Raw genomic sequence first — 24,379 nt, 5'->3', positions numbered from 1 at the left:
GCGGAGGCAATGGAAGCAATGCAGCAGTACAGGCCGTCAGTTCATAGACCCCTAGGCCATCGAGGCGCAGATCGAGCAAGCTCTCAAAGAGCCGTCTTCCCGTGGCTCACCATGCAGCTCCGCTTGGGTGCATACCATGGGGTTCAATGAGCTGTCCTTCGCATTGGGCTATTTGCCTTGGCCGTGATTGGCAGACGCATGGTCGGTATGCAGGGGAGATGGTCCGGTGCTGAATGTCGCCCATTAAAAGGGCCACCGCTCGGTGGCCCCACAGGTGGAGTCTGATCCTGACTCCGGCACTCTAGATTGTGGCAATCTCGTTGTGGGTCTTGTCGATGGTGCCCTCCTTGCGCCCCGGGCGCATGATCAGATATGCCAGTGTTGATGCCGCAATGCCTTGAAGCCGTGCTGAGTTTGCAGAGCCGCATGCTTGGGGTACTCGCTGATGAAATGTGCTATTCCCTCCATCAGTTGTGACCGCAGAGAAGACACGGGCTCGTGCCAGGCCTGCAGGCAGAGATGGCCGGGGATCAACTGCTCTCGATACGCTTCCAGCAGCTGTTCTGGCCAGGGCTCGATATGGGAATCATGACGCAGTAAATAGTGGGCGGCGGGTTCACGGGCATAGATGAACTGAACTTGGGCCAGGTCGCGTTGGCTTAGCGTTTGGCTGCCGATATGGCAAGTCAGATATTTCCCCGTCTTCAGATTCAGGAAGTGACCGCGTTGCCGACAGGCAATGATGCGATACCAAGGCAGGGGTGAGCAGAGAGAATACCCCTCCAGCTCCTGTTCCAACCAGTGACGGCACTCAGGCGTCTGCACTTCTTCGCGCATGGACTCGAGCTGTGTCAACAAGGCTCTGGATGGTTGGGTAGCCAGCATCGCGCTCATCGTCTGCAATCCTCCCTCTGCACACAATCCCGACTTTCAGTATGGACCCTGACCGGTGGCGGGGGTAACTATTCTAATGATTAAAATCAGCTTAGAAGCGCACTTTTTATGCAATAAAGGCCATTAGCCGACCAGGTAGGTGCCGGTACCAAAGGCGATATGGGTCCCCTCTTCGTTGTGCAGCTCCATACGGGCGACGGCGACCTTGCTGCCTGCCCGAATGATGTGGGCGGTGGCGATGAACTCGTTGCCGCGACCGGGCCGCAGGTAGTCGACCCTCAGATCTATGGTGCCGAGGCGGGAGAAGCGCTCCTTGAGGTAGCTGGGGGAGAAGTCCTCCAGCTCGTCGATGCAGGAGGCGGCGACTATCATGCCGCCCGCCACATCCAGCAGGCTGGCGGTCACGCCGCCGTGCAGTATGTTGTGAAAGGGGTTGCCGATCAGCTTGTCATCCATCTTGATGCGCAGCTCCACCTTCTCGAAGTCATAGTGGGTCACCTGCATGCCGATGAGCTTGTTGAACGGCATCTTCTCGGCGAACAGGTTGGCAATGCCACTGAGCGCCATCTTCTTCAACATCTGTTTCATTCTCTGATACCGATCCCTGTCATCAAAGCCGAGTAAAAACCCCAGCCAGTCTGCAACACTTCCTTAACAGTCGCAATGGCAGGTTTATTGTGGGCGGCGGCTGCTTTAGAATGGCGACCCCAAAGGAGAGCCCATGACCGCCATTGCCGATACCTTGCCCGATACCCCCCTTGCCCTGCTGCAGGCGGTCTTCGGCTACCAGCAATTTCGGCCGGGCCAGCTCGAGATCATCGAGCAGATAGTGGCGGGGCGCGATGCCCTGGTGCTCAAGCCCACCGGTGGCGGCAAGTCGCTCTGTTACCAGATCCCGGCCCTGCTGCGGCCCGGTCTCGGGGTGGTGGTCTCCCCCCTTATCTCGCTGATGAAGGATCAGGTGGACAGCCTGCGCGCCAACGGTGTGGCGGCCGTCTACATCAACTCGGCCCTGAGCCGGGAGGAGATGATCCAGAACTTTGCCGCCATGCGCCGCGGCGAGATCAAGCTGGTCTATGTCTCCCCCGAACGGCTGCTCCAGCACGAGTTTCTGGATCGACTGGCAGAGCTACCCCTCGGGCTGTTCGCCATCGACGAGGCCCACTGCGTCTCCCAGTGGGGCCACGATTTTCGCCCCGAATACGCGGCGCTGGGGCGGCTCAAGCAGTGGTTCCCCCAGGTGCCCGTGGTGGCGCTCACCGCCACCGCCGACGAGGCGACCCGCAGCGACATGCTGCACCGGTTGGAACTCAACGATCCCTTCATCCACACCGCCAGCTTCGACAGGCCCAACATCCGCTACAGCCTGGTGGAGAAGTTCAAGGGGGCCGAGCAGCTGCTGCGCTACGTTCAGAGCCAGAAGGGCAACTGCGGTATCGTCTACTGCTCCAGCCGCAACCGGGTGGAGGAGGTCGCAGAGCGGCTCTCCCGCCACGGCTGCAAGGCTGCGCCCTATCATGCGGGCCTGCCGCTGGATCAGCGGCTGCGCACCCAGGATGGCTTCCTCAAGGACGACGTCGAGATAGTGGTGGCGACGGTGGCGTTCGGCATGGGGATCGACAAGCCCAATGTGCGCTTCGTGGTGCACTACGACATCCCCAAGAACATCGAATCCTACTATCAGGAGACCGGCCGTGCCGGCCGTGACGGCACCCCCGCCGAGGCGCTGCTGCTGTACGATCCCGCCGACATAGGCCGGGTGCGGCGCCTGCTCGACAACATAGAGAATCCCCAGCAGTTGCAGGTGGAGCAGTACAAGCTCAACGTGATGGCGGCCTTCGCCGAGGCGCAGACCTGCCGCCGTCAGGTGTTGCTCAACTATTTTGGCGAGTACAACGACAAGCCGTGCGGCAACTGCGACATCTGCCTCGATCCCCCCAAGAGCTATGACGGCACCGAAGATGCCCAGAAGGCGCTCTCCTGCGTCTGGCGGGTGGGGCAGAATTTCGGGGTAGGCTATGTGGTGGAGGTGCTGCGCGGTTCCCTCAACCAGCGCATCAAGGATCACGGCCACGACAAGCTGTCGACCTACGGCATCGGCAAGGATCAGAGCCACGAATACTGGATGAGCGTGATCCGCCAGCTGATCCACAAGGGGCTGCTGACCCAGAACATCACCCGCAACCTGGTGCTGCAGCTGACCGAGGCGGCCCGCCCCGTGCTGCGTGGAGAGACGACGCTGGCCCTGGCGGTGCCGCGGCTGCAGCCCATCTCCAGCCGCAAGGAGAAGCGCAGTGGCCTGCTCGACAATGCCAACTACGACAAGCGGTTGTTCAAGGAGTTGCGGGCCCTGCGCAAGCAGATCGCCGAGGACGAAGAGGTGCCGCCCTACGTGGTGTTCAACGACGCCACCCTGGTGGAGATGGCCCAGCTGATGCCCATGACCGAGGACGAAATGCTGGCCATCAATGGTGTCGGCCACCGCAAGCTGGAGCGCTTCGGTGAGGCCTTTATGGACCTTATCATCGAGTATTGCCGCCGCTAGGAAGTGACCCCAGCCTTCCCCTCGAGAATGGAGGGGCACTTTTACGCCTCTCTCTGTAAAGGAAGGTCCTCTTTGCAAGAAAGGGCCGGGTTGCCTGGGTAAGGCCGGTTATTTCAGGCTGGCGTAATAGGCCGCCAGGTTCTCCATATCCGCCTCGGTCAGCATCGCCATGAAGGGTGCCATCAGGGGCTCGGTGCGGCTGCCCTCCTTGAAGGCTTTCATCTGTTTCAGCAGATAGGCAGAGTTCTGTCCGGCCAGATGGGGATAGACGGGGACACTCGCCTTGCCATCCACCCCATGACAGGCGGCGCAGACAGTCGCCTTGGCCTTGCCCGCTTCGATGTCGGCGGCCTTGACCTGATGTCCCCAGGCCAGTGCCAGCAGGGGCAGGGCATATATCCATTTTTGCATTGTTTTCTCCGTGAAATGAAATAGCGCGATCGCCTGTTAGCCTGTGCGGGCAGACGGCGGTATAAAGAGTGACACGAGCATACGCAGGGACAACCCCCATCACCATGAAGTTGATCAACACTTTCGCCACCGAACTGCCCTGGGCCTGCGAGCCCGTTGCCCCCCAGCCATTGCATGCCCCCAGGTTGCTGCATCTGAACCGTGCGCTGCTTGGGGAGCTGGGGCTCGGTGAGGTGAGCGAGGCAGAGTGGCTCGCCTGCTGCGGCCAGGGGCAGCCGTTGCCGGGCATGCAGCCGGTGGCCCAGGTCTATGCGGGGCATCAGTTTGGCGGTTACAGCCCGCGCCTGGGGGATGGCCGTGCCCTGCTGCTGGGGGAGCAGCTGGCGCCGGATGGCCAGCGCTGGGATCTGCACCTGAAGGGGGCGGGCAAGACGCCGTTTTCCCGCTTCGGCGACGGCCGTGCCGTGCTGCGCTCCAGCATCCGCGAATACCTCGCCTCAGAGGCGCTCCATGCCCTCGGCATTCCGACCACCCGGGCCCTGGTGCTGGTGGGCAGTGACGAACCCGTCTACCGGGAGCAGGTCGAGAGCGGGGCGACAGTGCTGCGCACAGCGCCCAGTCACCTGCGTTTCGGTCACTTCGAGTACTTCGCCTGGAGCGGCCAGGGGGAGAAGATCCCGGCTCTCATCGATTATCTGCTGCGTCACCACTTCCCCGAACTGGAAAGCGGTGCCGAGCTGTTCGCCGAGGTGGTGCGGCGCACCGCGCGCCTCATCGCCAAGTGGCAGGCGGCGGGCTTCTGTCACGGGGTGATGAACACAGACAACATGTCCCTGCTCGGGCTGACCCTGGATTACGGCCCCTACGGTTTCATCGACGCCTATGTGCCGGACTTTGTCTGCAACCACTCGGATCCGGGTGGCCGCTACGCCCTGGAGCAGCAGCCGGCGGTGGGTTACTGGAACCTGCAGAAGCTGGCCCAGGCGCTGGCTGGCCACATCGATGGGGATGCGCTGGCGGCGGCCCTGGCCCAGTACGAGCATCAGCTGATGCTGCACTACTCCGAACTGATGCGCGCCCGGCTTGGCCTGGAGACCTGGGAGGATGAAGATCCCGCCCTGTTCCGCCAGCTGTTCCAGTCGCTGGCGGCACATCGGGTGGACTATCACCTCTTCCTGCGTCGCCTGGGTGAGCTGACCACCCAGGGGGAGTGGCCCGCCTCCCTGCTGGCGCTGTTGCCGGACCCGGCCGCCTGGCAGGAGTGGCTCGAAACCTATCGGGCCCGGCTGGTCCGTGAAGGGAGCCAGGATGCGGCGCGCAAGGTGCGGATGGATGCCGTCAATCCCAAGTACGTGCTGCGCAATGCCCTGGCCCAGCAGGTGATAGACGCCGCCGAGACGGGGAACATGGCGCCGTTCGAGCGGCTGTTTGCCGCCCTGCAGCGCCCCTATGACGAGCAGCCGGAATACGAGGATCTGGCGACCCCGGTGCCCCAGTGGTATTGCGGTGGCGAGCTCTCTTGCAGCAGTTGAGGAACAACAGATGAACTGGCGTGTCATGCAGATGGATCGGGAGGCCGGGGTGGTGTTGCTGGCCTGCCCGGGCCTTGACTGGGACAACTTCCCGGCTCTTGCCGAGGCCTTGCTGCAGGAGTGGGAACTGGCGGCACTCGAGCGGGAGTGGGGCGCGGATCGCCACAGCTGGCTGCTGGAGTTCGAAGGCAGCCGGTTGCGGCTGGAGTATGAGCAGCACAGCGGCTGCTGGCTGGAGGCGACGCACCCGGACGACAGGGAGGTGGTGCTCTGGCTCGGCCGTCAGCACTCAGCCGCCTCGTAGCATAAGGATTGAACTATCCGCGTCGGGGCGTATAATCTCGCCCCTCAATTATCGCCATGGTGGCGGTATGGGTTCCCTAACCCCATTAACCAAAAAGGTCACAACATGAATCTGACCCCTGCTCAGCACCAGACGGCGCTGGTGCGCCTCTCGTTGTTCCACATCCTGATCATCGCCAGCAGCAACTACCTGGTGCAGCTGCCGATCACCATCTTCGGCTTCCACACCACCTGGGGTGCCTTCAGCTTCCCGTTCATCTTCCTGGCCACCGATCTGACGGTGCGGATCTTCGGCGCCGGACTGGCCCGGAAGATTATCCAGACCGTGATGCTGCCGGCCCTGGCCGTTTCCTATGTGCTCTCCGTGCTCTTCTTCGAAGGCAGTTATCAGGGTATGGGCAACCTGGCGGAGTTCAACCTCTTCGTGGCGCGCATCGCCCTGGCCAGCTTTATGGCCTATCTGGTGGGCCAGTTCATGGACGTGGTGGTGTTCAACCGCTTGCGGCTGCTCAGGGCCTGGTGGGTGGCACCGGCCGCCTCGACCCTGTTCGGCAACCTGGTGGATACCATCGCCTTCTTCAGCATCGCCTTCTGGCGCAGCACGGATCCCTTCATGGCCGAGCACTGGGTCGAGATCGCGACCGTGGATTACGTATTCAAGCTGCTGATAAGCCTGGGATTGTTCGTGCCACTCTACGGCGTGCTGCTGCGCTACCTCAGCCGCAAGCTGGTGGGAGAGGCCGGCCTGGCCAGTCTGCAAACGGCCACACGACAAGCCTGACGAGAATGACCACCCGCGCGGTGGTCATTTTTTTTGCACTTTTTACAAATAAGGCTTGCACAGTTAAATGAGAATGATTATTGTTACCTTGTTTTCCGGGAAAGACTTCATTCGTTCCAACGTGATGGACTTCTTGTGAAGGCACGACATTGCTCACATTGCTTCCAGTTAAGGGGCCAGTTGTTTACTGGCCCTCTTTTTTTGTCTGTTTTTCAGCAAGTTGCAGCCATAAAAAATGGGAGCCAAGGCTCCCATCTTCAGTCTGTGTCGGCTTATTCGATGTCGAGAGCATCGGGGGAGAGGATCACCCCTGTGGTGTCGGCATAGAGGTGATCGTCCGGCAGGAAGGTGACACCGCCGAAGTTGACCGGCAGATCCGTCTCTCCCACATCCTTGTGGTCGGCACCGACCGGGATGGCAGCCAGGGCCTGGATGCCGATGTCGAGATCTTCCAGGATGTCGACCTCGCGCACGCAGCCGTAGCAGACGATGCCTTCCCACTCGTTCTCCGCCGCCGTGGTGGCGATCTCGCTGTCGATCAGGGCCCGGCGCATGGAGCCGCCGCCGTCGATCAGCAGCACGCGGCCGACGCCGTTCTCTTTGACGACTTCACGGATGAGACCGTTCGATTCGAAGCATTTGACCGTGGTGATGACGCCGCCGAAAGAGGCACGACCGCCGAAGGAGCAGAGCATGGGTTCGAGTACATCCACCATGTCCTGATAGATGTCGCACAGTTCTGAAGTGTTGTATTCCATTGTGTCAGATCCACCGCTGGAAACAGGTGGATCCAGTATAAGGAGTGGGGTTGGCATTTCAACGACTATTCCTTGCCCAGAGGCGGGAATCCCCGTTTTTGTCGCGGCGACGCCCCCGGATTCCTGCGTGGGACAAGAGCCTGCCCTCCGGGGCTGCCGGGGTCTGAGGCCACCAGGGTACCGGGCACCCTGGTGGCTGCCATCTGGGGCTAGAGCAGGAACAGGGTCGCGAGGCCGAGGAAGATGAAGAAGCCGCCGGTGTCGGTGATGGCGGTGATCATCACGCTGGCCCCCACCGCCGGATCCCGCCCCAGCCGACTCATGGTCATGGGGATGATGACCCCCATCAGGGCCGCTACCAGCAGGTTCAGCACCATGGCGAGCGTCATGACGGCGCCCAGGGCCGCATCCTGATAGAGGAAGTAGGTCGCGACCCCCATGGTGCCGCCCCACACCAGGCCGTTGATCAGCGCCACCCCCAGCTCCCGCCACAGCAGGAAGGAGACGTTGCCCGGCTGGATGTGCTGCAGCGCCAGGGCTCGTACTATCATGGTGATGGTCTGGTTGCCCGTGTTGCCGCCAATCCCCGCGACTATGGGCATCAGGGCCGCCAGCGCCACCAGCTGCGAGATGCTGTGCTCGAACAGGCCTATGACCCTGGAGGCGATGAAGGCGGTGCAGAGGTTGAGGGCGAGCCAGGCCCAGCGGGTCTTGACCGCCTTGGCGACAGGGGCGAACACGTCTTCTTCCTCGCTGATCCCCCCCATGCGGCGCAGATCGGTGTCGCTCTCCTCATAGACCAGGTCCACCACTTCGGCGACGGTGAGCCTCCCCATCAGCTTGCCCTTGCCATCCACCACGGCGGCGGAGACGAGATCGTCCCGCTCGAAGGTACGGGCGGCCGCCTCGTCGTTGTCTTCCGGATCGAAGGTGATCGGATCCTTCTCCATCACCTCGGCTACCAGGGTCTCGGGTCTGTGCAGCAGCACTGTGGTGAGCGGCAGCTCCCCCTGCAGCCGGTTGCGCCTGTCGGTGACGAACAGCTTGTCGGTGTTGGCGGGGATCTTGCCGAGCTGGCGCAGATAGCGCTGCACAGTCGCCAGGCTTATGTCGGCCCGTACCGTGATCAGCTCGAAGTCCATCATGGCGCCGACGGTGTGCTTGCCGTAGCGGATCACCTCCCGTACCCGGTCGCGCTGGTCGGGGGCCATGGAGGTGAGCAACCGGCCCATCAGGTTGCGAGGCAGGTACTGGCCCAGATAGATCTGGTCGTCGATGTCGAGGGTACGCAGGGCATGCAGCAACTCCTTGTCGCTCATGCCGCTGATCAGGCTGTCCCACACCGTCTCCGACGCCTCGACCAGGATCTGGCCGTGGCGCTCCGGGTCAACCTGTTGCCAGAGCACGTGGCGCTCGTCCGGCGGCAGGGATTCCAGGGCATCGGCGACGTCGGCGGCCGGCAGGCTGTTGACCAGGCGCGTCAGCTCGCTGGTCTGATCCCGCAGCTCGGCGTCCTGCACCCCTTGGGGATCGAGCAGGCTGTCGGTGAGGGCATCGTCGGCCAGCAGCAGGGTGAGGATGCGGGCTCTGTCGTGTTCACGCTGTTTGGCGCTGTTCTTGGGGGGGAGAGACATGCAGCAAGATTCCTGAATTCGGTTGGCCGGATGGCCTTGCTCCATAGGATACCAAATTCAAAACAAGAGGTTATGACAGTAAATGCAGGAAAAGAAACGCCACCCTGAGGTGGCGTTGGCATATGAAGCGATATCAGGCCGAAGCCAGGGCCGCGTCTGCGGCGCCTCCTTGCCCGAACCAGGCGAGCTGGTCCGCCAGGGTCACCACGGATCCCACCATGATAAGGGCCGGACTCTCGACTCCCACCGCCAGCGCGGGCAGTTCATTCAGGGTGCCGCGGATGACCCGCTGGCTCGGCTGGGTGCCGCGCTCGATCAGCGCCACCGGGGTGTCGCCTCCCTTGCCGTGGGCCAGCAGTTGCTCGCGGATGGTGGAGCAGGAGGAGAGCCCCATATAGAACACCAGGGTCTGCTTGTCTCTGGTCAACAGCGGCCAGTCGAGATCCCGGGCGCCCCCCTTGCCGTGGGCGGTGACGAAGCGCACGCTCTGGGCGTGATCGCGGTGGGTCAGGGGAATGCCGGCGTAGGCGGCGCAGCCGCTGGCGGCCGTGATCCCCGGCACCACCTGAAAGCCGATGCCGCTGCCCACCAGCGTCTCCAGCTCCTCGCCGCCACGACCGAAGATGAAGGGGTCGCCCCCCTTCAGCCGCACCACCCGCTGCCCCTTCTTCGCCTCCTCCAGCAAGAGCTGGTTGATCCCCTCCTGGGGCACGCAGTGGTTGCCCGCCTGCTTGCCGACGAAGATGCGTTTGGCATCGCGGCGCACCAGCGCCATCACCTCGTCCGAGACCAGGCGGTCATAGACCACCACGTCCGCCTGCTGCATCTGGCGCAGGGCGTGCAGGGTGAGCAGGCCCGGATCGCCGGGGCCGGCACCGACCAGCACCACTTCGCCGTGAGCCTTGCTCTCCTCGGCAAACAGGCTGTCGGCCAGCTGGTGGGCAGAGGCGCTATCGCCCCGTGCCAGTGCCTGGCCGAGCCGGTCGGCCCCGAGCAGCCTTTCCCAGAATCGGCGCCGCTCTCCCATGGTGGCGAAGCGCGCCTTGACCCGATCCCGCAGGCTGCCGGCGAAGGCCGCGACGGCCCCCAGATGCTGGGGCAGCAGGGCTTCGAGTTTTTCCCGCAGCAAGCGGGCCAGCACAGGTGCCTTGCCACCGGAGGAGATGGCCACCATCAGGGGCGAGCGGTCGATGATGGACGGCATGATGAAGCTGGAGCGTTTCGGGTCATCCACCACGTTGGCAAAGATGCCGGCCTGGTTCGCGCTCTGGTAGACCAGGGCGTTCACCTCGCGCCGATCGGTGGCGGCCACCACCAGCCACTTGCCTGCCAGTTGCTGCGGCGCGAATTCACCGGCCAGCCACTCGATGCTCCCGTTGGCAGCCAGTTCCGCCAGCTCGGAGTCGAGCTCGGGGGCTACGACTGTGAGGCGGGCACCGGCATCCAGCAGCAGGCGCGCCTTGCGCTCCGCTACCTCGCCGCCGCCGACCAGCAGCACGGGTTTGTTGTCGAGTCGGCAAAAGATGGGCAAGTAGTCCATGGGGCCTCCTGATCAGGCGGTTTGGGTCTGGCTGGCAGTGGTGGTGGTCTCGTTCACCGCGACCGGGCGCTCAGCCTTGGGGGTGGCATACCAGTAGCCGAGGCCCATGAAGAGGGCGCCGGAGACGGTGTTGCCGAGCGTCACCCACAGCAGGTTGTGGCCGATACCACCCAGGGTGTAGGCCTCGGAGTGGGCACCGAACCAGGAGAGGGCGAACAGGGTCATGTTGGCGACCGAGTGCTCGTAGCCGGAGGCGATAAAGGCCAGCAGGCACCACCAGATGGCGATGAACCTGGCGGCACCCTCGGTGCGCAGCGCCATCCAGATGGCGAGGCAGACCAACCAGTTGCACAGCACGCCCTTCATGAACAGGGTCAGGGCCGGTGCCTGGGTCTTGGCCAGCGCCACCTTGTGGGCCAAGCTGCCCGCGTCCGGCAGCAGGCTGCCGCCGTAGGAGTAGATCAGCGCCACGGCTATGGAGCCGAGCAGGTTGCCGGCCCAGGTCTGGGGCAGGATGCGCAGCAGGTCGGCCATGGCGATCTTGCCGGTCTTCACCCCGAAGGTGAGGAACATGGTGTGGCCGGTAAACAGCTCGGAGCCGGCGATGACAACTAAGGTGAGGGCTATGCCGAAGGTGGCCCCCATCACCAGCGGACGGATGGCGGGATCCACCAGGTTGCCCAGGGTGAAGATGAGGATGATGCCAAGGCCCACATAGGCCCCCGCCATGGCGGAGCTGAGCCAGAAGCCGAGCTTGTCGCTGCGCTCGAAGCGGTTGATGCGGGCCGCGTTGGCGGCGCACTTGTTGATGGTGTCGGTATACATCTTTGTTTCCTTCAAGAGGGCCGCCCGCGGGCAGCCCTGATATGCATGGTGTTAGCCGATGCCCCAGATCTGCGGATCACGTACTTTGACGGGGACGTAGCCCTGTACCGACATGGATCTGGGGTTTGTCGACATCAGACGGCGACCCAGACCTGCTGGTCGCGTACTTCAACGGGATAGCTTTGCACCGACATGGCGGCGTTCTCGAGGCAGTGGCCGTCGCGCAGACGGAAGTGCTGCTTCTTGAGCGGGCTGGCGACCCAGAGCTCACCCTCGTGTTCACCTACGATGCCGCGCGACAGTACGTTGGCGGCGAAGAAGGGATCCCGGTTGTCGATGGCGAACACCTCGGCCGCCGCGCTCGGGCGGAACAGGGCGATCTGGCGACCTTCAATGAGTGCGCACACACCGGTTCCCGGCAGGATGTCGCTGAGTTGGCAGGCGAATTTCATGATTGAACCTCCACATCGAGCGAAACAGGCATATTCTGGCGCCCCTCGATCAGAGCGCAGACACCGGTTCCCGGCATGATGTCGTTGAGTTGGCAGGCTAATTTCATCATTTAGTTTCCACCTCGATCTGGTAGACAGGGATGCGCTCGGCCGGGGTGGCCGGTCGGTGCTGGTCGCGTTCGCTGACGAACTGAACGTCCGGGTCGCGCTTGTCGCTGTTGATGAAGTGGCTGAAGCGCTGCAACGCTTCCTCTTCATTGAGGGTGCGCGACCATTCGCACTCGTAGCTGTCGATAAGGCGTTGGATATCGCGTTCCAGGGTGTCGGCCAGCCCCAGCTTGTCGTCGACGATCACTTCGCGCAGGTAGTCGACGCCCCCTTCCAGATTGCCGAGCCAGACCGAAGTGCGCTGCAGTTTGTCGGCGCTGGTGACGTAGAACATCATAAAGCGGTCGATCAGCTTGATGAGGGTCTCGCGGTCGAGATCGGAGGCCAGCAGGTCGGCGTGACGCGGCTTCATGCCGCCGTTGCCGCCCACATAGAGGTTCCAGCCCGCGTCGGTGGCGATGATGCCGACGTCCTTGCCCTGGGCTTCCGCACATTCGCGGGTACAGCCGGAGACGCCGAACTTCATCTTGTGGGGGGTGCGAATACCCTTGTAGCGGTTCTCGAGGAAGACCCCGAGGCCGACGCTGTCCTGCACGCCGAAGCGGCACCAGGTGCTGCCGACGCAGGTCTTGGCCATGCGCAGCGCCTTGGCGTAGGCCTGACCGGTCTCGAAGCCTGCCGCCAGCAGCTTGCGCCAGATGGCGGGCAGGTCATCCTTCTGGGCCCCGAACAGGCCGATGCGCTGGGCGCCGGTGATCTTGGTGTAGAGCTTGTAGTCGCGGGCCACTTCGGCCACCGCCAGCAGCCCTTCCGGGGTCACTTCGCCACCGGCCATGCGCGGGATGACGGAGTAGCTGCCGTCCTTTTGCATGTTGCCGAGGAAGATGTCGTTGGTGTCCTGCAGCTGGATGTTGAGCGGGCTCAGTACATAGTCGTTCCAGCAGGAGGCGAGGATGGAGCCGACGGTCGGTTTGCACACCTCGCAGCCATGGCCCTGACCGTGCTTGGCCAGCAGCTCGTCGAAGCTCTTGATCCCCTCCACCTTGACCAGGTGGAACAGCTCCTGACGGGAGTGGGGGAAGTGGCCGCAGAGGTGGTTGTTGACCTCGATGCCCTGCTTCACTAATTCTGCGTTGAGCACCTGACTGATGAGCGGCACACAGCCGCCACAGCCGGTACCGGCCTTGGTGTGCTGCTTGATGGCGGCCAGGGTGGTGTGACCCTCGGCCACCGCCTGGGCTATGTCCCCTTTGGAGACGTCGAAGCAGGAGCAGATCTGGGCGCTCTCAGGCAGGGCATCCACCCCCAGCGTCGGCTTGGCACCGGCGTAGGCGGGCAGGATCAGGGTATCCGGATGGCTCGGCAGCGGCAGGGCGTTGAGCATCATCTGCAGCAGGTTGCCGTAATCTTCCACGTCACCCACCAGCACGGCGCCGAGCAATCGGCTGTTGTCTTCGCTCACCACTATCTTCTTGTAGACGCCAGCCTGATCGTCCTGGAACACATAGCTGTGGCTGCCCGGGGTGCGGCCATGGGCATCGCCTATGGAGCCGACGGAGACGCCGAGCAGCTTGAGCTTGGCGCTCATGTCCGCCCCTTCGAAGCGGCTGTCGCCGCCGAGCAGATGGTCGACGGTGATCTGGGCCATCTTGTAGCCCGGCGCCACCAGCCCGAAGAAGCGGCCCTGCCAGGCGGCACACTCGCCGATGGCATAGATATCGGGGTCGGAGGTGAGGCAGTGATCGTCGACAGCCACGCCGCCACGCGGGGCTATGGCCAGTTCGCAATAACGGCCCAGGGTGTCCTGCGGGCGGATGCCGGTGGAGAAGACCACCACGTCCACTTCAAGCTGGCTGCCGTCGGCAAAGGCGAGGCGGTGTTTCGCCTGCTCGCCGCCATGCATCAGGATCTCGCTGGTGCTCTTGCTGGTGTGTACCTGCACCCCCATGGACTCAATCTTGCGGCGCAGCAGCTGGCCGCCCTGACCGTCGAGCTGCTCGGCCATCAGCACGGGGGCAAACTCCACCACGTGGGTCTCGAGACCCAGTGCCTTGAGGGCGCCGGCGGCTTCGAGGCCAAGCAGACCGCCCCCGATCACCACCCCGCTCTTGCCGCTCCTGGCGGCGCTGCGGATGGCTTTCAGATCCTCGATGGTGCGATAGACGAAGCACTCGTGGTGCTGACTGCCCTGGATGGGCGGCACCCAGGGGTAGGAACCGGTGGCCAGCACCAGCTTGTCGTACTCGACCACAGTGCCCTTGTTGGAATGCACCTCGCGGTTGGCCCTGTCGATTTTTTTCACCGCTTCGCCGAGCAGCAGGCGGATGCCGTGCTTGTCGTAGAAGCCGGGTTTGACGAGGGAGAGATCTTCGCTGGTGTGATGGGAGAAGTAGGAGGAGAGATGGACGCGATCGTAGGCGGGGCGGGGTTCTGCACCGAAGACGGTGATCTCGTAGCGGCCCGGGTCGGCCCGCTCGATCAGCTCTTCGATGAAGCGGTGCCCCACCATGCCGTTGCCCACAACGACCAGTCTGACTTTGCTCATAGTTGCCTCAAGTTTGGAGTAATAAAACATCATTCTGAGGCTAGGCTACCGAGTCGGCGGGGGCGGTCGATTGATGCAAATCAAGTGTCTATTTATATATCTCCTCAGGGGTAATTCGAGGAAATTCAAACTTATATATAAATGGGTATACCAGTTGATGGTTTCCGTACCCGGCGCGGCCCCGGTTGAGTGCCGGCCTGGCGGGCAAGAGGCCGGCCCCTGGCAGGGGCCGGGTCATCAGGCGATATGGCGGCGGAACATGGCCAGCGCCAGGGAGAGGGTGACACCGGCGATGGCGAGCAGGGGCCATAGCAGGGGCCAGGCCGCCGACCAGCCGAGATCCTTGAGGAAGACCCCCTTGAGTAGCAGGATGAAGTGGCTGAGGGGATCCATGGCCGCCAGCCACTGGAACAACAGCGGCATGTTCTCGATGGGGGAGACATAGCCCGAGAGGATCACCGCCGGCACCATGAAGGAGAAGACCCCGAGAAACGCCTGCTGCTGGGTCGAACAGAGGGACGAGACGAAGAGCCCTATCCCCGCCAGCGCCAGGCCGTAGCAGACCATACCCGCCATCAGCAGCGTGGTGCTGCCGCCAAACGGCACCTGATAGAGGAAGCGGGCCGCCAGCGCGACTATGGTGCCCTGGCCCACCGCCACCAGAATGCCGGGGACCGCCTTGCCCGCCATGATCCAGCCCGGGGTGAGGGGAGAGACCAGCAACTGATCGAAGGTGCCCTCTTCCCGCTCCCGCGCCACCGACAGGGCGGTGACGATGAGGCAGCCTATGGTGGTGATGATGGCCACCAGGGAGGGGAGCACGTGCCAGCGAAACTCGATGTTGGGGTTGTAGAGGTGGCGCACCGTGAGCGTAGGCAGCCCCTTGCCCTCGCTCTGCCAGCGGGCGATCACCTGATTGATGTAGCCCGCCGCCACCTGGCCCCCGTTGGAGCGGCGCCCGTCGATGATGAGCTGCACCTTGGCGGTGTCGCCACGCGCCAGACGGCGGGAGAAATCCTGCGGGATGATGAGGCCGATCAGCGCCTGCTGCCCGGTGATGGCATTGGTCATCCCGGCCTCGCCCGCCACCGTCATCACTGTGGTGAAGGCGGGCATATGGGTGAGGCGCTCGATGAGCTCCCGGCTCTGCGCCCCCCCATCCTGGTCGTAGATGGCGAGCGTGTTGCCGGTCACCTCCAGGGTGGCGGCGAAGGGGAAGAGGGCGGTTTGCAGCAGCACCGGCATGATGAGCAGGAAGCGCCCCTGGGTATTGCCCATCAGGGCCTGCAACTCTTTTCGGATCAGCCACCAGAGTCGGATCAGCATGTTTACTCCAGGGTGCGCCGCGTCTTGCGGGCGGTGAGGGCCAGCCAGAAGGCGGCCAGCAGCAGCAGGCAGACGCCGTTGACCAGCAGGATGGAGAGCACGTTGCCCGCCTGGTAGAGAGTCTGCAACGAGCTCGCGAAGTAGCGGGCCGGGATCAGGTGGGTGATGGCCCGCAGCAGGGGCGGCATGCTGGCGATTTCGAACACGAAGCCCGAGAGCATCATGGCCGGCAGGAAGGCCGCCGTCAGCGCGGCCTGGGCGGCGTTGAACTGGCTGCGCATCACGGTGGAGAGAAAGAGCCCGAGCCCGAGGGCGCTGCCGAGAAACAGGGTGGTGAGCACGAACAGGGAGATCAGCGAGCCGCGCCAGGGCACCCCCATCACGGCCACCGAGAAGAGCAGGCAGATGAGCATGGCGGCGATGCCGAGCCCGTAGTAGGGCAGCAGCTTGGAGAGCAGCAGCTCTGTCTTGGTCACCGGGGTGGCGAGCAGCGCCTCCATGGTACCGCGCTCCCACTCCCGGGCCACCACCAGGGAGGTGAGCAGGGCGCCTATGATGGTCATCACCACGGCGATGGAGCCCGGCACCAGGAAGTTGCGGCTCACCAGGGCCGGGTTGAACCAGGCGCGGCTCTCCACCGCCAGCGGCAGGGAGAATCCCTCCCTGGCGAGCCACCCCTGCCAGATCCCCTGCACGTAGTTGGTGACGAAGTTCGCCGTGTTGGGTTCGGAGCCGTCGGTGAGCAGCAGGGCTTTCGGCACGCCATCCCCCTGACCGGCCAGGGCGGCGGAGAAGCCGTCATCGATCACCAGCAGGCCGCGGATCTCGCCGCGCTCCAGGCTGGCGAGCAGCGCCGCCTTGCTCGGGCCGCCGTGGATTTCCAGCGCCGTGGAGCCGCGAAGGGCCTGCTCCAGCCGCACCGCAGGGGCGCCGCTATCGGTGCGCCAGATGCCGAGCCGCAGGTGGTCCACGTCCAGGTTGATGGCGTAGCCCATTACCACCAGCAGCACCACGGGCATGATGAAGGCGATGAGGATGCTGCTGGGGTCGCGCACGATTTGCAGGGACTCCTTGCGGCACAGGGCCAGCAGTCGGCGGCGGTTGATGCTCATGCGTCCTCCTCGCTGGCCTGCTCGACTAGCGTGATAAAGGCCTCTTCCATGGTGGGCAATGAAGAGGTGGGCAAAGAAGTTGCTGCGTCCTTGGCGGCCAGCCCCTTGAGCTCGTCCGGGGTACCCAGGGCCAGCAGGCGACCGCGGTAGATGAGGGCGATGCGATCGCAATACTCCGCCTCATCCATGAAGTGGGTGGTGACCAGCACTGTCACCCCGTGATCGGCCAGGGCATTGATGTGGGACCAGAATTCCCGCCGGGTCACAGGATCGACCCCTGAGGTGGGCTCGTCGAGAAACAGCAGCGGCGGCTCGTGGAGCAGGGCGCAGGCCAGCGATAGGCGCTGGCGCAGGCCGAGCGGCAGGGATTCCGTCTGCAGGCCGAGCCAGGGGCCGAGGGCGAACGCCTCCACCATGGCGTCGATGCGCGTCTGTTGCTGGCGACCGAACAGGCCGTAGATGCCGGCGAAGAACGACAGGTTCTGGGCCACGGTGAGCTGCTTGTAGAGGGAGAACTTCTGGGCCATGTAGCCGAGGTGCTGACGCGCCGCCGAGGGGCTGCGGGCCAGATCGATGCCGGTCACCAGCGCCTGCCCGCTGCTCGGGCGCAGCAGGCCGCACTCCATCTTGAAGGTGGTGGACTTGCCCGCCCCGTTGGGGCCGAGCAGGCCGAAGATCTCCCCCCGGCGCACCGCGAAGCTGACGTCGTCGGTGGCGGTGAAGTCGCCGAAGCGCTTGGTGAGGCGGCGCGCCTCGATCACCGCCTCCGGGGAGACCCCCTCGGGCAGGCTGGCCTCGCGCATCAGCTGTGCCAGGCTGGATTCCCCTCCGGGGCCGCCGCCAAGCAGATCGATAAAGGCATCTTCGAGCCGGGGTTGGGCCGGTTGAAAGGTGCCGTTGGTCAGTTGCAGCTCTGCCAGCGGCGGGGGCGTCATGCCCGGGTGCAGCAGCAGACGCACCCGCTCCCCCGCCACGGCGCCGTCCATCACCGCCGGGTGGGCCAGGGAGCGGCGCAACAGGGCCCGCCGCTCCCGGCCGTCCAGTTCTCCCGCTTCCAGCAGCCAGCAGCGGCTCGCCATGGCGCCCATGAGTGTCGCCGGGGTGCCGCTGGTGCGCACCTCGCCGTCCGCCATCAGCAGCACGTGATCGCACAGCTCGGCCTCATCGAGGTAGGCGGTGCTCCAGAGCACCGTCATGCCTCCCTCGGCCAGCTCCCGCACCATCTGCCAGAGGGCGCGCCGGGAGATGGGATCTACCCCGACCCCGGGCTCGTCCAGCAGCAGCACGTCGGGAGTGCCAAGCAGGGCGCAGGCCAGCCCCAGCTTCTGTTTCATCCCGCCAGACAGCTTGCCCGCCGGCCTTGCGGTGAAGCGGGCGAGATCGGTGAAGGCGAGCAGGCGCTCGAAGGTGGGAGTGCGCTCTGGCTCCAGCACCCCGCGCAAGTCGGCGTAGAGGCTGAGGTTCTCCTGCACGCTGAGATCCTCGTAGAGCCCGAACTGCTGGGGCATGTAGCCGAGGCGTTGACGAAGGGCATCCCCCTCGCGCACCGGATCCAGCCCGAGCACCCGGATTTCCCCGGCCTCCGGCACCAGCAGACCGGCCAGCAGGCGCAGCAGGGTGCTCTTGCCTGCACCGTCGGGGCCCACCAGGCCCGTGATGCCGCCGGCCGGAATGGTGGCCGAGATGGCGTTGAGGGCCACCCGATCGCCGAAGCGCTTGGTGAGCCCGGCGAGCTGGATGGCGGCATTCATGGTTGCAGCCTGACGGTGACCGGCATCCCCTGGCGCAGGGCAGAGTCAGGATCCTGAACCACGATGCGCAGCCGGTAGACCAGGTGAGTGCGAAGATCCGGCGTCTCCACGGATTTGGGGGTGAACTCGGCGGTGGGGGAGACAAAGCCCACCACCCCCTGATAGGGCTTGTCCGGCCGAGAGTCTGTGGTGAGAGTCACCTTGGCGCCGCTCGGGAAGTGGCCGAGCCAGGGCTCCTCCACATAGGCGCGCACCCAGACCGGGGCGGTCAGTGAAAGGTTGAAGGCGGTGGCCCCCGGTTGCACCATGCTGCCGATCTCGATGGCGCGGGTGAGGAGGATGCCGTCGCTCGGGGCGGTCAGCACGGCGTCGGCGAGCGCCAGCTCGGAACTGGCCAGCGCCGCTTTGGCCCCTTGCAGCTGGGCATCGGACTGGGCTATCTCCTCCGGGCGGTAGCCGGTCTCGAGCTGGCCGAGCTGCTCGCGGGTGGCGCGCACCTGGGCCTGGGTCTGATCCCGCTGGGAGCGGGCGCTGTCGAGCTGACCGCGGGAGATGGCGCCGGTCGCCGCCAGCGCGCTCTGGCGACGCCACTGCTGCTCTGCCTCGAGTGCGGCCGCCTCGGCGGCGGCCAGCTCGGCCCGTGCCCGATCGCGCTCTTCGCTGCGATACCCCTTGTGGATCAAGGCATTGGCTGCAGTGAGGGCGGCCAGATTGGCGCGAGCACTGTCGCGCTCGTGGGCGAGGGGCACGGGATCGAGACGGGCCAGCGGCTGACCCGCTGTCACGCTGTCCCCCTCATCCACCAGCACCTCGCTGACCCTGCCGCCGACTCTGAACGCCAGGTTCACATCGCGGATGTCGACGTTGCCGTAGAGGATGGAGCCGTCGGCCGGGCGGCCCTGCCACCAGAGATAACCGCCGATAACGGTTAGCAGCACGGCCAGGATGACGATGCGTTGTTTCATACGGGATCTCCTTCGGGGCGGCCCTGCCACCCGAGGTAGCCACTGAGCAGGGTCAGCAGTACGGCCAGGATGGCGATGCGTTGTTTCATGCGGGATCTCCTTCGGTGCTGCGCAGGCCGCGCAGGGCCCATACCAGGCGTTGCCGGGCGGCCTCAGGGTTGTCTATCTGGGACAGAAAGGGGGCGGCCTCCGGGGGCAACCAGCCGAGCTGGCGACCGCCGCCGGCGATCACCAGGGGCAGACCCACCGAGCCCATGATGAAGATCATCAGCTGCAGCGGGTTGCCCGCCACCAGGGATCCCTCCGCCTGCGCCTTCTGAACCTGCTCGAGCAGCAGCAGGGGGTGGCGGCGCGGCAGGCTCAGCAGAAAGCGCTGGGCCGCGCGCTCGCCAGCCAGGGCATCGCCAAACAGGTGGTTGATGAAGCCGCGCTGGCGCGCCACCAGGGCGATCAGTGCCTCCATGGTCGCTTCGAACATGGCGATGGCGGAGGGGTAGGAGCCTTTGGCCGCCACCGCCTTGAGCTCGTCATAGAGAGGGGCGTACCAGAGCTCCACCAGCTCGTCGATAAAGGCGTCGCGGTTGCCGAAGTGGTAGACGAAGGTGCCGAGATTGACCTCGGCCGCCGCCGCCAGCTCGCGTACCGTGAGGCCGCGCAACCCCTTGTCGGTCGCGATGGCAAGGCCGGTATCGAGCAGTTTTTGACGAGTGGGGTGCATCCAGCAAGGCTCCTTCCGCATAGATTTTGAACTGAATTATACGCTCGTATAAATCCGTGAGAAGGGGGCGGGTCGATCTTTTTTTGAACAAGGGTGAGCGGCGCCTTGCGGCGCTGTGTGAAGGAGGGAAAGGGCGGGTGCAGCGGACCAGAAGCCTCGGACGCCCGTACGGCCACGCCCTGCTTCCCGGGCGGCCCGCAGGTGGACTTGTCTGCCACCGGGGGCGATCAGCTCTCCCTGGCGTCCCCTCCATAGGGGGCCTGGGCGCAGGTCTCGCGGATGAGGGCGCGCAGCCAGCGGTGAGCCGGGTCGGCGTCCTGGCTGGGGTGCCAGATCAGGGCGACCCTGATCCCTGCCAGCGGGAAGGGCAGGGGCAGGGTCACCAGATCGGCGTGCAGGGCGGCGCAGTGCCGCTCGGGCACGGTCGCCACCAGGTCGCTGCCCCGCACCAGGGCCAGGGCAGTGGCAAAGCCGGGGACCAGGGTCGCCGCCGCGCGTGTCAGCCCGAGGCGCGCCAGGGCCTCGTCTATGGGGCCCTGCTCCAGCCCGCGCCGCGACACCAGTATGTGGCGGGCGGCGGCATAGCGGGCGGCGGTCAGGGGGCCTTTGCACAGGGGGTGGCCTGGACGTACCACAGCGACGAAGCTGTCCTGAAACAGCGCCTGGGTGCGCAGCTCGGGCGCCGTCTCTGCGCCTATGACGCCGGTTTCGAAATCCAGCTCGCCGCTGCGCAGGGGCCGGCTCCCCTTGTCGGGTTTGGCCAGGAAGTGCAGCCTGACCCCGGGGGCCTCGGCGGCGAGCCGGGCCAGCAGGGCAGGGCCGACCGCCTCCACGAAGCCGTCGCTGGATCTCAGGCGAAAGGTGCGCACCAGCCGGGCCGGATCTATCTCCTGCTGGGGGCGCAGCACGGCGTGCGCATCCTGCACCAGCTGGCTGACCTGAGCGTGCAGGGCCAGGGCCCGCGGCGTGGGCACCAGACCCCGGCCCGCCCGCACCAGCAGGGGGTCGCCCGTGGTCTCCCGCAGCCTGGCCAGGGAGCGGCTCATGGCGGAGGGGCTCAAGGAGAGTCGTCTGGCGGCGCCGGCCACGCTGCCCTCGTCCAGCAGGGCATCCAGGGTCAGCAGCAGATTGAAGTCGGGGGTATTCATGGCATTGCCCTCGCCGAGCCGGGGATCCCGGGTGATGACCCATGACGGCCGGTTGGCTTCATCATACGCGAGAACCTCTCTCTTCATATGGCGTCTGGTGCAGCTATAAGCTGCAAGTCGTGCGTCTTCCGCCTGATCATGCCTCCCGCTAGCCTTGTGGGCATCATCCTCTGCCGGAGATCGGATCATGTCGCCACTCAACCCCCTCCCGACCCCTGCCGCTCGCCGCCTCGGCCTGCTGGCGCTCGGCCTCGCCACCCTGCTGCCCATGCTGGGGGGGAGCCTGGCCAACATGGTGCTGCCTGCCCTGGAGCAGGCCTTTGCTGTGCCCTTTGCCAGTCTGCAGTGGGTGCTGGTGGCCTATCTGCTGGGGATCACCTGCCTGACTGTGGTGGCCGGCCGGCTGGGGGACAGGTTCGGTCGGCGTCGCCTGCTGCTCCTGGGGCTGGGGCTCTTTGCGCTGGCCTCATTGCTGTGCGCCCTGGCGCCGACCATAGGCTGGCTGATAGCGGCCCGTGCCCTGCAGGGGATCGCTGCGGCCTGCATGCTCTCCCTGGCACTGGCCATGGTGGGCCAGCTGGTTCCGCCGGCGCGGCGGGGCTGGGGCATGGGACTGCTCGGTACCCTGTCGGCCTGCGGCACTGCGCTCGGTCCCTCCTTTGGCGGCCTGCTGACGGCCGGCTTTGGCTGGCAGGCCCCCTTCCTGCTGCTGGTGCCCCTCAGCCTGCTGGCACTGGGCTGTGCCCGGCTCGGTCTGCCCCGGGACGGCTGCTCGCCACATGAAAAGGGGATGAACCTCGCTAGCCTGTCACTGCTGGTGGCGGCCCTGCTCTGCTACGGCCTGGCGCTGACCCTGGGGGGCGCCCTGGCCCTCTGGTGGGGGGCGGGGGCCCTGCTGGTCACGGCCTCGTTCGTTCGCCGCGAGCGCAACGCCCCTGTGCCCCTGCTGCCGCTGGCGCTGCTGGGGGCCCCTGGGCTGCGCAGCGGCCTTGTCGCCAGCGCTCTGGTGGCCAGCGTCATGGTGCTGACCCTGCTCATAGGCCCCTTCTACCTGAGGGGGGTCTTCGGCCTCAGTCTCGGGACTGTCGGCCTGATGATATCGGGCGGGCCCCTGCTGGCGGCCCTGACGGGCATGCCTGCCGGCTGGCTGGTGGACAGGCTGGGGGCGCGGCAGGTGGTTCGGCTGGGGCTGGCCGTCATGGGTACTGCGGCCCTCGCCCTGGCCGGGGCGGCGGGGCAGTTCGGCCCGCTCGGTTATCTGCTGCCCATACTGCTGCTGACCGCAGGTTATGCCCTGTTCCAGACCGCCAACAACAGTGCCGTGGTGGGTGGTGCGAGTGAGCGGACCCGGGGCGCCGTGGCCGGTCTGCTGACCCTGTCGCGCAATCTGGGTCAGCTGACCGGGGTGGCCGGGCTCGGCGGCCTGTTCGCCGCCCTGGTGGGGGAGCAGGGCCTGACCCTGGCCAACGAGCTGGTGTTTGGCACCCGGGCCCTCTTCGCCCTGAGCGCCCTGCTGATTGGCCTGGCGCTCTGGCTGGTGGGGCGCCGCCGGGAGGGGGTGCCGGTCAGGGCCTGAGCGGGATGGATAAAAAACGCCTCCGCGAAGGGAGGCGTTTTTTCATCGGGAGGGGCGAGCTTACAGAATATAGCGGCTCAGATCCTCGTCCTCGATCAGGGCACCCAGGTGGGCGTTGACGTAGTCGGTGTCGATGACGAAGGTCTCGCCGGACTTCTCGGAGGCGTCGTAGGAGATGTCTTCCATCAGCCGCTCCATCACTGTGTGTAGACGGCGGGCACCTATGTTCTCGGTGCGCTCGTTGACCTGCCAGGCCGCCTCGGCCAGACGGCGGATGCCGTCCTGGGTGAACTCGATCTTGACCCCTTCGGTGGCCATCAGGGCCTGGTACTGATCGGTCAGGGAGGCGTTCGGCTCGGTCAGGATCCGCTCGAAGTCATGGGTGGTGAGGGCGGTCAGCTCGACCCGGATCGGCAAACGACCCTGCAGCTCGGGGATGAGATCCGACGGACGGGCCACCTGGAAGGCGCCGGAGGCGACGAACAGGATGTGGTCTGTCTTGACCATGCCGTGCTTGGTGTTGACGGTGCAACCCTCGACCAGGGGCAGCAGATCGCGCTGCACCCCTTCACGGGAGACATCGGGGCCCGAGCTCTCGCCGCGCTTGCAGATCTTGTCGATCTCGTCGAGGAAGACGATGCCGTTGTTCTCGACCGCGGCAATGGCCTTCTGCTTCAGCTCTTCCGGGTTGACCAGGCGGGCCGCCTCCTCTTCGATCAGCGCCTTCATGGCCTCCTTGACCTTGATCTTGCGCTTCTTCTTCTGCTGCTGGCCCAGGTTCTGGAACAGCCCCTGCAGCTGGTTGGCCATCTCTTCCATGCCCGGCGGGGTCATGATGTCGACGCCCATGGGAGTGGCGGCGAGATCCAGCTCGATCTCCTTGTCATCCAGCTGACCTTCCCGCAGTTTCTTGCGGAAGATCTGGCGGGTGTTGGAGTTGTCGGCCTTCTCCTCCTCGCCCCAGCTGTTGCGCGGGTTCGGCAGCAGGGCGTCGAGGATGCGCTCCTCGGCGGCTTCCTCGGCGCGGTATTTCATCTTCTCCATCTCGGTCTCGCGCACCAGCTTGATGGCGACATCGGTGAGATCGCGGATGATGCTGTCCACTTCCTTGCCCACATAGCCCACTTCGGTGAACTTGGTCGCTTCCACCTTGATGAAGGGGGCGTTGGCGAGCTTGGCCAGACGACGGGCGATCTCGGTCTTGCCGACCCCGGTCGGGCCTATCATCAGGATGTTTTTCGGGGTCACTTCATGGCGCATCTCTTCGCTGAGCTGCATCCGGCGCCAGCGGTTGCGCAGGGCCACGGCCACCGCACGCTTGGCATCGGCCTGACCGATGATGTGACGGTCCAGCTCGTGGACGATTTCTCTCGGGGTCATCTCGGACATGATGGAGTTCCTGTATCCGGGGCGGGCAGGGCCCACCCCTTGGAGAATGAGTTGGCTGACGGGCGC

General features: G+C 65.1%; 21 protein-coding genes. 5 read left to right on the top strand and 16 right to left on the bottom strand.

Annotated features, from left to right (window positions below; all coding sequences use genetic code 11):
* Positions 1 to 366 precede the first annotated feature (366 nt).
* Both AC3WR3_RS14000 and AC3WR3_RS13995 read right to left on the bottom strand, forming a co-directional pair.
* On the bottom strand, positions 367 to 894 hold the full coding sequence (locus tag AC3WR3_RS14000) for an AbiTii domain-containing protein (protein ID WP_139438026.1): 528 nt from the start codon (positions 892 to 894) through the stop codon (positions 367 to 369).
* Positions 895 to 1,017: 123 nt separating this feature from the next.
* The gene (locus AC3WR3_RS13995) at positions 1,018 to 1,482 is read right to left on the bottom strand and encodes a thioesterase family protein (protein ID WP_162519265.1); all 465 of its coding nucleotides are present in this window, start codon (positions 1,480 to 1,482) and stop codon (positions 1,018 to 1,020) included.
* 133 nt (positions 1,483 to 1,615) lie between these two features.
* Here AC3WR3_RS13995 and recQ point away from each other — a divergent pair, with 133 nt between their 5' ends.
* A complete protein-coding gene (recQ, locus tag AC3WR3_RS13990; protein ID WP_492292134.1) occupies positions 1,616 to 3,439 on the top strand; it encodes an ATP-dependent DNA helicase RecQ in 1,824 nt (607 codons plus the stop codon).
* A 108-nt stretch (positions 3,440 to 3,547) separates the two neighbouring features.
* Here the strand turns inward: recQ and AC3WR3_RS13985 are convergent, their stop codons facing one another.
* Positions 3,548 to 3,850: a c-type cytochrome gene (locus AC3WR3_RS13985; RefSeq protein ID WP_171272867.1), complete on the bottom strand. Its 303-nt coding sequence runs from the start codon at positions 3,848 to 3,850 to the stop codon at positions 3,548 to 3,550.
* 104 nt (positions 3,851 to 3,954) lie between these two features.
* Between AC3WR3_RS13985 and AC3WR3_RS13980 the strand changes: the two genes are divergently transcribed.
* The 3 genes from AC3WR3_RS13980 (at position 3,955) to AC3WR3_RS13970 (ending at position 6,466) form a co-directional block, all read left to right on the top strand.
* Positions 3,955 to 5,382 (top strand): protein adenylyltransferase SelO, encoded by a 1,428-nt coding sequence (locus AC3WR3_RS13980; RefSeq protein WP_492292133.1) that lies wholly within the window; start codon positions 3,955 to 3,957, stop codon positions 5,380 to 5,382.
* A gap of 10 nt (positions 5,383 to 5,392) precedes the next feature.
* Positions 5,393 to 5,686: a DUF3630 family protein gene (locus tag AC3WR3_RS13975; protein WP_492292132.1), complete on the top strand. Its 294-nt coding sequence runs from the start codon at positions 5,393 to 5,395 to the stop codon at positions 5,684 to 5,686.
* 105 nt (positions 5,687 to 5,791) lie between these two features.
* Positions 5,792 to 6,466: a 7-cyano-7-deazaguanine/7-aminomethyl-7-deazaguanine transporter gene (locus tag AC3WR3_RS13970; protein ID WP_247627556.1), complete on the top strand. Its 675-nt coding sequence runs from the start codon at positions 5,792 to 5,794 to the stop codon at positions 6,464 to 6,466.
* 272 nt (positions 6,467 to 6,738) lie between these two features.
* On the opposite strand, the gene rraA is transcribed toward AC3WR3_RS13970, so the two are convergent.
* The 12 genes from rraA to AC3WR3_RS13910 form a co-directional block, all read right to left on the bottom strand.
* Positions 6,739 to 7,224: a ribonuclease E activity regulator RraA gene (gene rraA, locus AC3WR3_RS13965; protein ID WP_005328442.1), complete on the bottom strand. Its 486-nt coding sequence runs from the start codon at positions 7,222 to 7,224 to the stop codon at positions 6,739 to 6,741.
* 209 nt (positions 7,225 to 7,433) lie between these two features.
* Positions 7,434 to 8,858, bottom strand: coding sequence for a magnesium transporter (gene mgtE / locus AC3WR3_RS13960; protein ID WP_429161850.1), 1,425 nt, complete (start codon positions 8,856 to 8,858; stop codon positions 7,434 to 7,436).
* Positions 8,859 to 8,991: 133 nt separating this feature from the next.
* Positions 8,992 to 10,398, bottom strand: coding sequence for a siroheme synthase CysG (cysG, locus tag AC3WR3_RS13955; RefSeq protein WP_492292131.1), 1,407 nt, complete (start codon positions 10,396 to 10,398; stop codon positions 8,992 to 8,994).
* A gap of 12 nt (positions 10,399 to 10,410) precedes the next feature.
* On the bottom strand, positions 10,411 to 11,223 hold the full coding sequence (gene nirC, locus AC3WR3_RS13950) for a nitrite transporter NirC (protein WP_492292130.1): 813 nt from the start codon (positions 11,221 to 11,223) through the stop codon (positions 10,411 to 10,413).
* A gap of 134 nt (positions 11,224 to 11,357) precedes the next feature.
* Positions 11,358 to 11,675 (bottom strand): nitrite reductase small subunit NirD, encoded by a 318-nt coding sequence (gene nirD / locus AC3WR3_RS13945; RefSeq protein ID WP_319861933.1) that lies wholly within the window; start codon positions 11,673 to 11,675, stop codon positions 11,358 to 11,360.
* A gap of 106 nt (positions 11,676 to 11,781) precedes the next feature.
* Positions 11,782 to 14,328, bottom strand: coding sequence for a nitrite reductase large subunit NirB (gene nirB, locus AC3WR3_RS13940; protein WP_492292129.1), 2,547 nt, complete (start codon positions 14,326 to 14,328; stop codon positions 11,782 to 11,784).
* A 237-nt stretch (positions 14,329 to 14,565) separates the two neighbouring features.
* Positions 14,566 to 15,654: an ABC transporter permease gene (locus AC3WR3_RS13935; RefSeq protein WP_492292128.1), complete on the bottom strand. Its 1,089-nt coding sequence runs from the start codon at positions 15,652 to 15,654 to the stop codon at positions 14,566 to 14,568.
* 2 nt (positions 15,655 to 15,656) lie between these two features.
* Positions 15,657 to 16,766, bottom strand: a complete 1,110-nt coding sequence (locus AC3WR3_RS13930) for an ABC transporter permease (RefSeq protein WP_492292127.1) — start codon at positions 16,764 to 16,766, stop codon at positions 15,657 to 15,659.
* The gene (locus AC3WR3_RS13925; RefSeq protein WP_492292126.1) at positions 16,763 to 18,517 is read right to left on the bottom strand and encodes an ATP-binding cassette domain-containing protein; all 1,755 of its coding nucleotides are present in this window, start codon (positions 18,515 to 18,517) and stop codon (positions 16,763 to 16,765) included. Before AC3WR3_RS13925 ends, AC3WR3_RS13930 begins: the two co-directional genes overlap by 4 nt.
* A complete protein-coding gene (hlyD, locus tag AC3WR3_RS13920) occupies positions 18,514 to 19,482 on the bottom strand; it encodes a secretion protein HlyD (RefSeq protein ID WP_492292125.1) in 969 nt (322 codons plus the stop codon). Before hlyD ends, AC3WR3_RS13925 begins: the two co-directional genes overlap by 4 nt.
* A gap of 85 nt (positions 19,483 to 19,567) precedes the next feature.
* Positions 19,568 to 20,200 (bottom strand): TetR/AcrR family transcriptional regulator, encoded by a 633-nt coding sequence (locus tag AC3WR3_RS13915; protein ID WP_492292124.1) that lies wholly within the window; start codon positions 20,198 to 20,200, stop codon positions 19,568 to 19,570.
* Positions 20,201 to 20,427: 227 nt separating this feature from the next.
* Positions 20,428 to 21,348: a LysR family transcriptional regulator gene (locus AC3WR3_RS13910; protein ID WP_492292170.1), complete on the bottom strand. Its 921-nt coding sequence runs from the start codon at positions 21,346 to 21,348 to the stop codon at positions 20,428 to 20,430.
* Between the two features lie 187 nt (positions 21,349 to 21,535).
* On the opposite strand from AC3WR3_RS13910, the gene AC3WR3_RS13905 reads away from it, so the two are divergent.
* On the top strand, positions 21,536 to 22,924 hold the full coding sequence (locus AC3WR3_RS13905) for an MFS transporter (protein ID WP_492292123.1): 1,389 nt from the start codon (positions 21,536 to 21,538) through the stop codon (positions 22,922 to 22,924).
* 60 nt (positions 22,925 to 22,984) lie between these two features.
* On the opposite strand, the gene hslU is transcribed toward AC3WR3_RS13905, so the two are convergent.
* On the bottom strand, positions 22,985 to 24,313 hold the full coding sequence (hslU, locus tag AC3WR3_RS13900; RefSeq protein ID WP_005328414.1) for an ATP-dependent protease ATPase subunit HslU: 1,329 nt from the start codon (positions 24,311 to 24,313) through the stop codon (positions 22,985 to 22,987).
* Positions 24,314 to 24,379: the final 66 nt, after the last annotated feature.

It is taken from the genome of Aeromonas sp. EU05-FHT14A05 (genome assembly GCF_058791175.1).
This window is presented reverse-complemented; position numbering and strand designations above follow the sequence as displayed.

Coding starts and splice junctions, on each gene's coding strand:
- AC3WR3_RS13985 (WP_171272867.1), bottom strand. CDS start 3,850: ATGCAAAAATGGATATATGCCCTGCCCCTGCTGGCACTGGCCTGGGGA.
- recQ (WP_492292134.1), top strand. CDS start 1,616: ATGACCGCCATTGCCGATACCTTGCCCGATACCCCCCTTGCCCTGCTG.
- nirC (WP_492292130.1), bottom strand. CDS start 11,223: ATGTATACCGACACCATCAACAAGTGCGCCGCCAACGCGGCCCGCATC.
- nirD (WP_319861933.1), bottom strand. CDS start 11,675: ATGAAATTCGCCTGCCAACTCAGCGACATCCTGCCGGGAACCGGTGTG.
- AC3WR3_RS13925 (WP_492292126.1), bottom strand. CDS start 18,517: ATGAATGCCGCCATCCAGCTCGCCGGGCTCACCAAGCGCTTCGGCGAT.
- AC3WR3_RS13910 (WP_492292170.1), bottom strand. CDS start 21,348: ATGAATACCCCCGACTTCAATCTGCTGCTGACCCTGGATGCCCTGCTG.
- cysG (WP_492292131.1), bottom strand. CDS start 10,398: ATGGACTACTTGCCCATCTTTTGCCGACTCGACAACAAACCCGTGCTG.
- AC3WR3_RS13970 (WP_247627556.1), top strand. CDS start 5,792: ATGAATCTGACCCCTGCTCAGCACCAGACGGCGCTGGTGCGCCTCTCG.
- hslU (WP_005328414.1), bottom strand. CDS start 24,313: ATGTCCGAGATGACCCCGAGAGAAATCGTCCACGAGCTGGACCGTCAC.
- AC3WR3_RS13935 (WP_492292128.1), bottom strand. CDS start 15,654: ATGCTGATCCGACTCTGGTGGCTGATCCGAAAAGAGTTGCAGGCCCTG.
- AC3WR3_RS13930 (WP_492292127.1), bottom strand. CDS start 16,766: ATGAGCATCAACCGCCGCCGACTGCTGGCCCTGTGCCGCAAGGAGTCC.
- mgtE (WP_429161850.1), bottom strand. CDS start 8,858: ATGTCTCTCCCCCCCAAGAACAGCGCCAAACAGCGTGAACACGACAGA.
- AC3WR3_RS13975 (WP_492292132.1), top strand. CDS start 5,393: ATGAACTGGCGTGTCATGCAGATGGATCGGGAGGCCGGGGTGGTGTTG.
- hlyD (WP_492292125.1), bottom strand. CDS start 19,482: ATGAAACAACGCATCGTCATCCTGGCCGTGCTGCTAACCGTTATCGGC.
- AC3WR3_RS14000 (WP_139438026.1), bottom strand. CDS start 894: ATGAGCGCGATGCTGGCTACCCAACCATCCAGAGCCTTGTTGACACAG.
- nirB (WP_492292129.1), bottom strand. CDS start 14,328: ATGAGCAAAGTCAGACTGGTCGTTGTGGGCAACGGCATGGTGGGGCAC.
- AC3WR3_RS13905 (WP_492292123.1), top strand. CDS start 21,536: ATGTCGCCACTCAACCCCCTCCCGACCCCTGCCGCTCGCCGCCTCGGC.
- rraA (WP_005328442.1), bottom strand. CDS start 7,224: ATGGAATACAACACTTCAGAACTGTGCGACATCTATCAGGACATGGTG.
- AC3WR3_RS13980 (WP_492292133.1), top strand. CDS start 3,955: ATGAAGTTGATCAACACTTTCGCCACCGAACTGCCCTGGGCCTGCGAG.
- AC3WR3_RS13995 (WP_162519265.1), bottom strand. CDS start 1,482: ATGAAACAGATGTTGAAGAAGATGGCGCTCAGTGGCATTGCCAACCTG.
- AC3WR3_RS13915 (WP_492292124.1), bottom strand. CDS start 20,200: ATGCACCCCACTCGTCAAAAACTGCTCGATACCGGCCTTGCCATCGCG.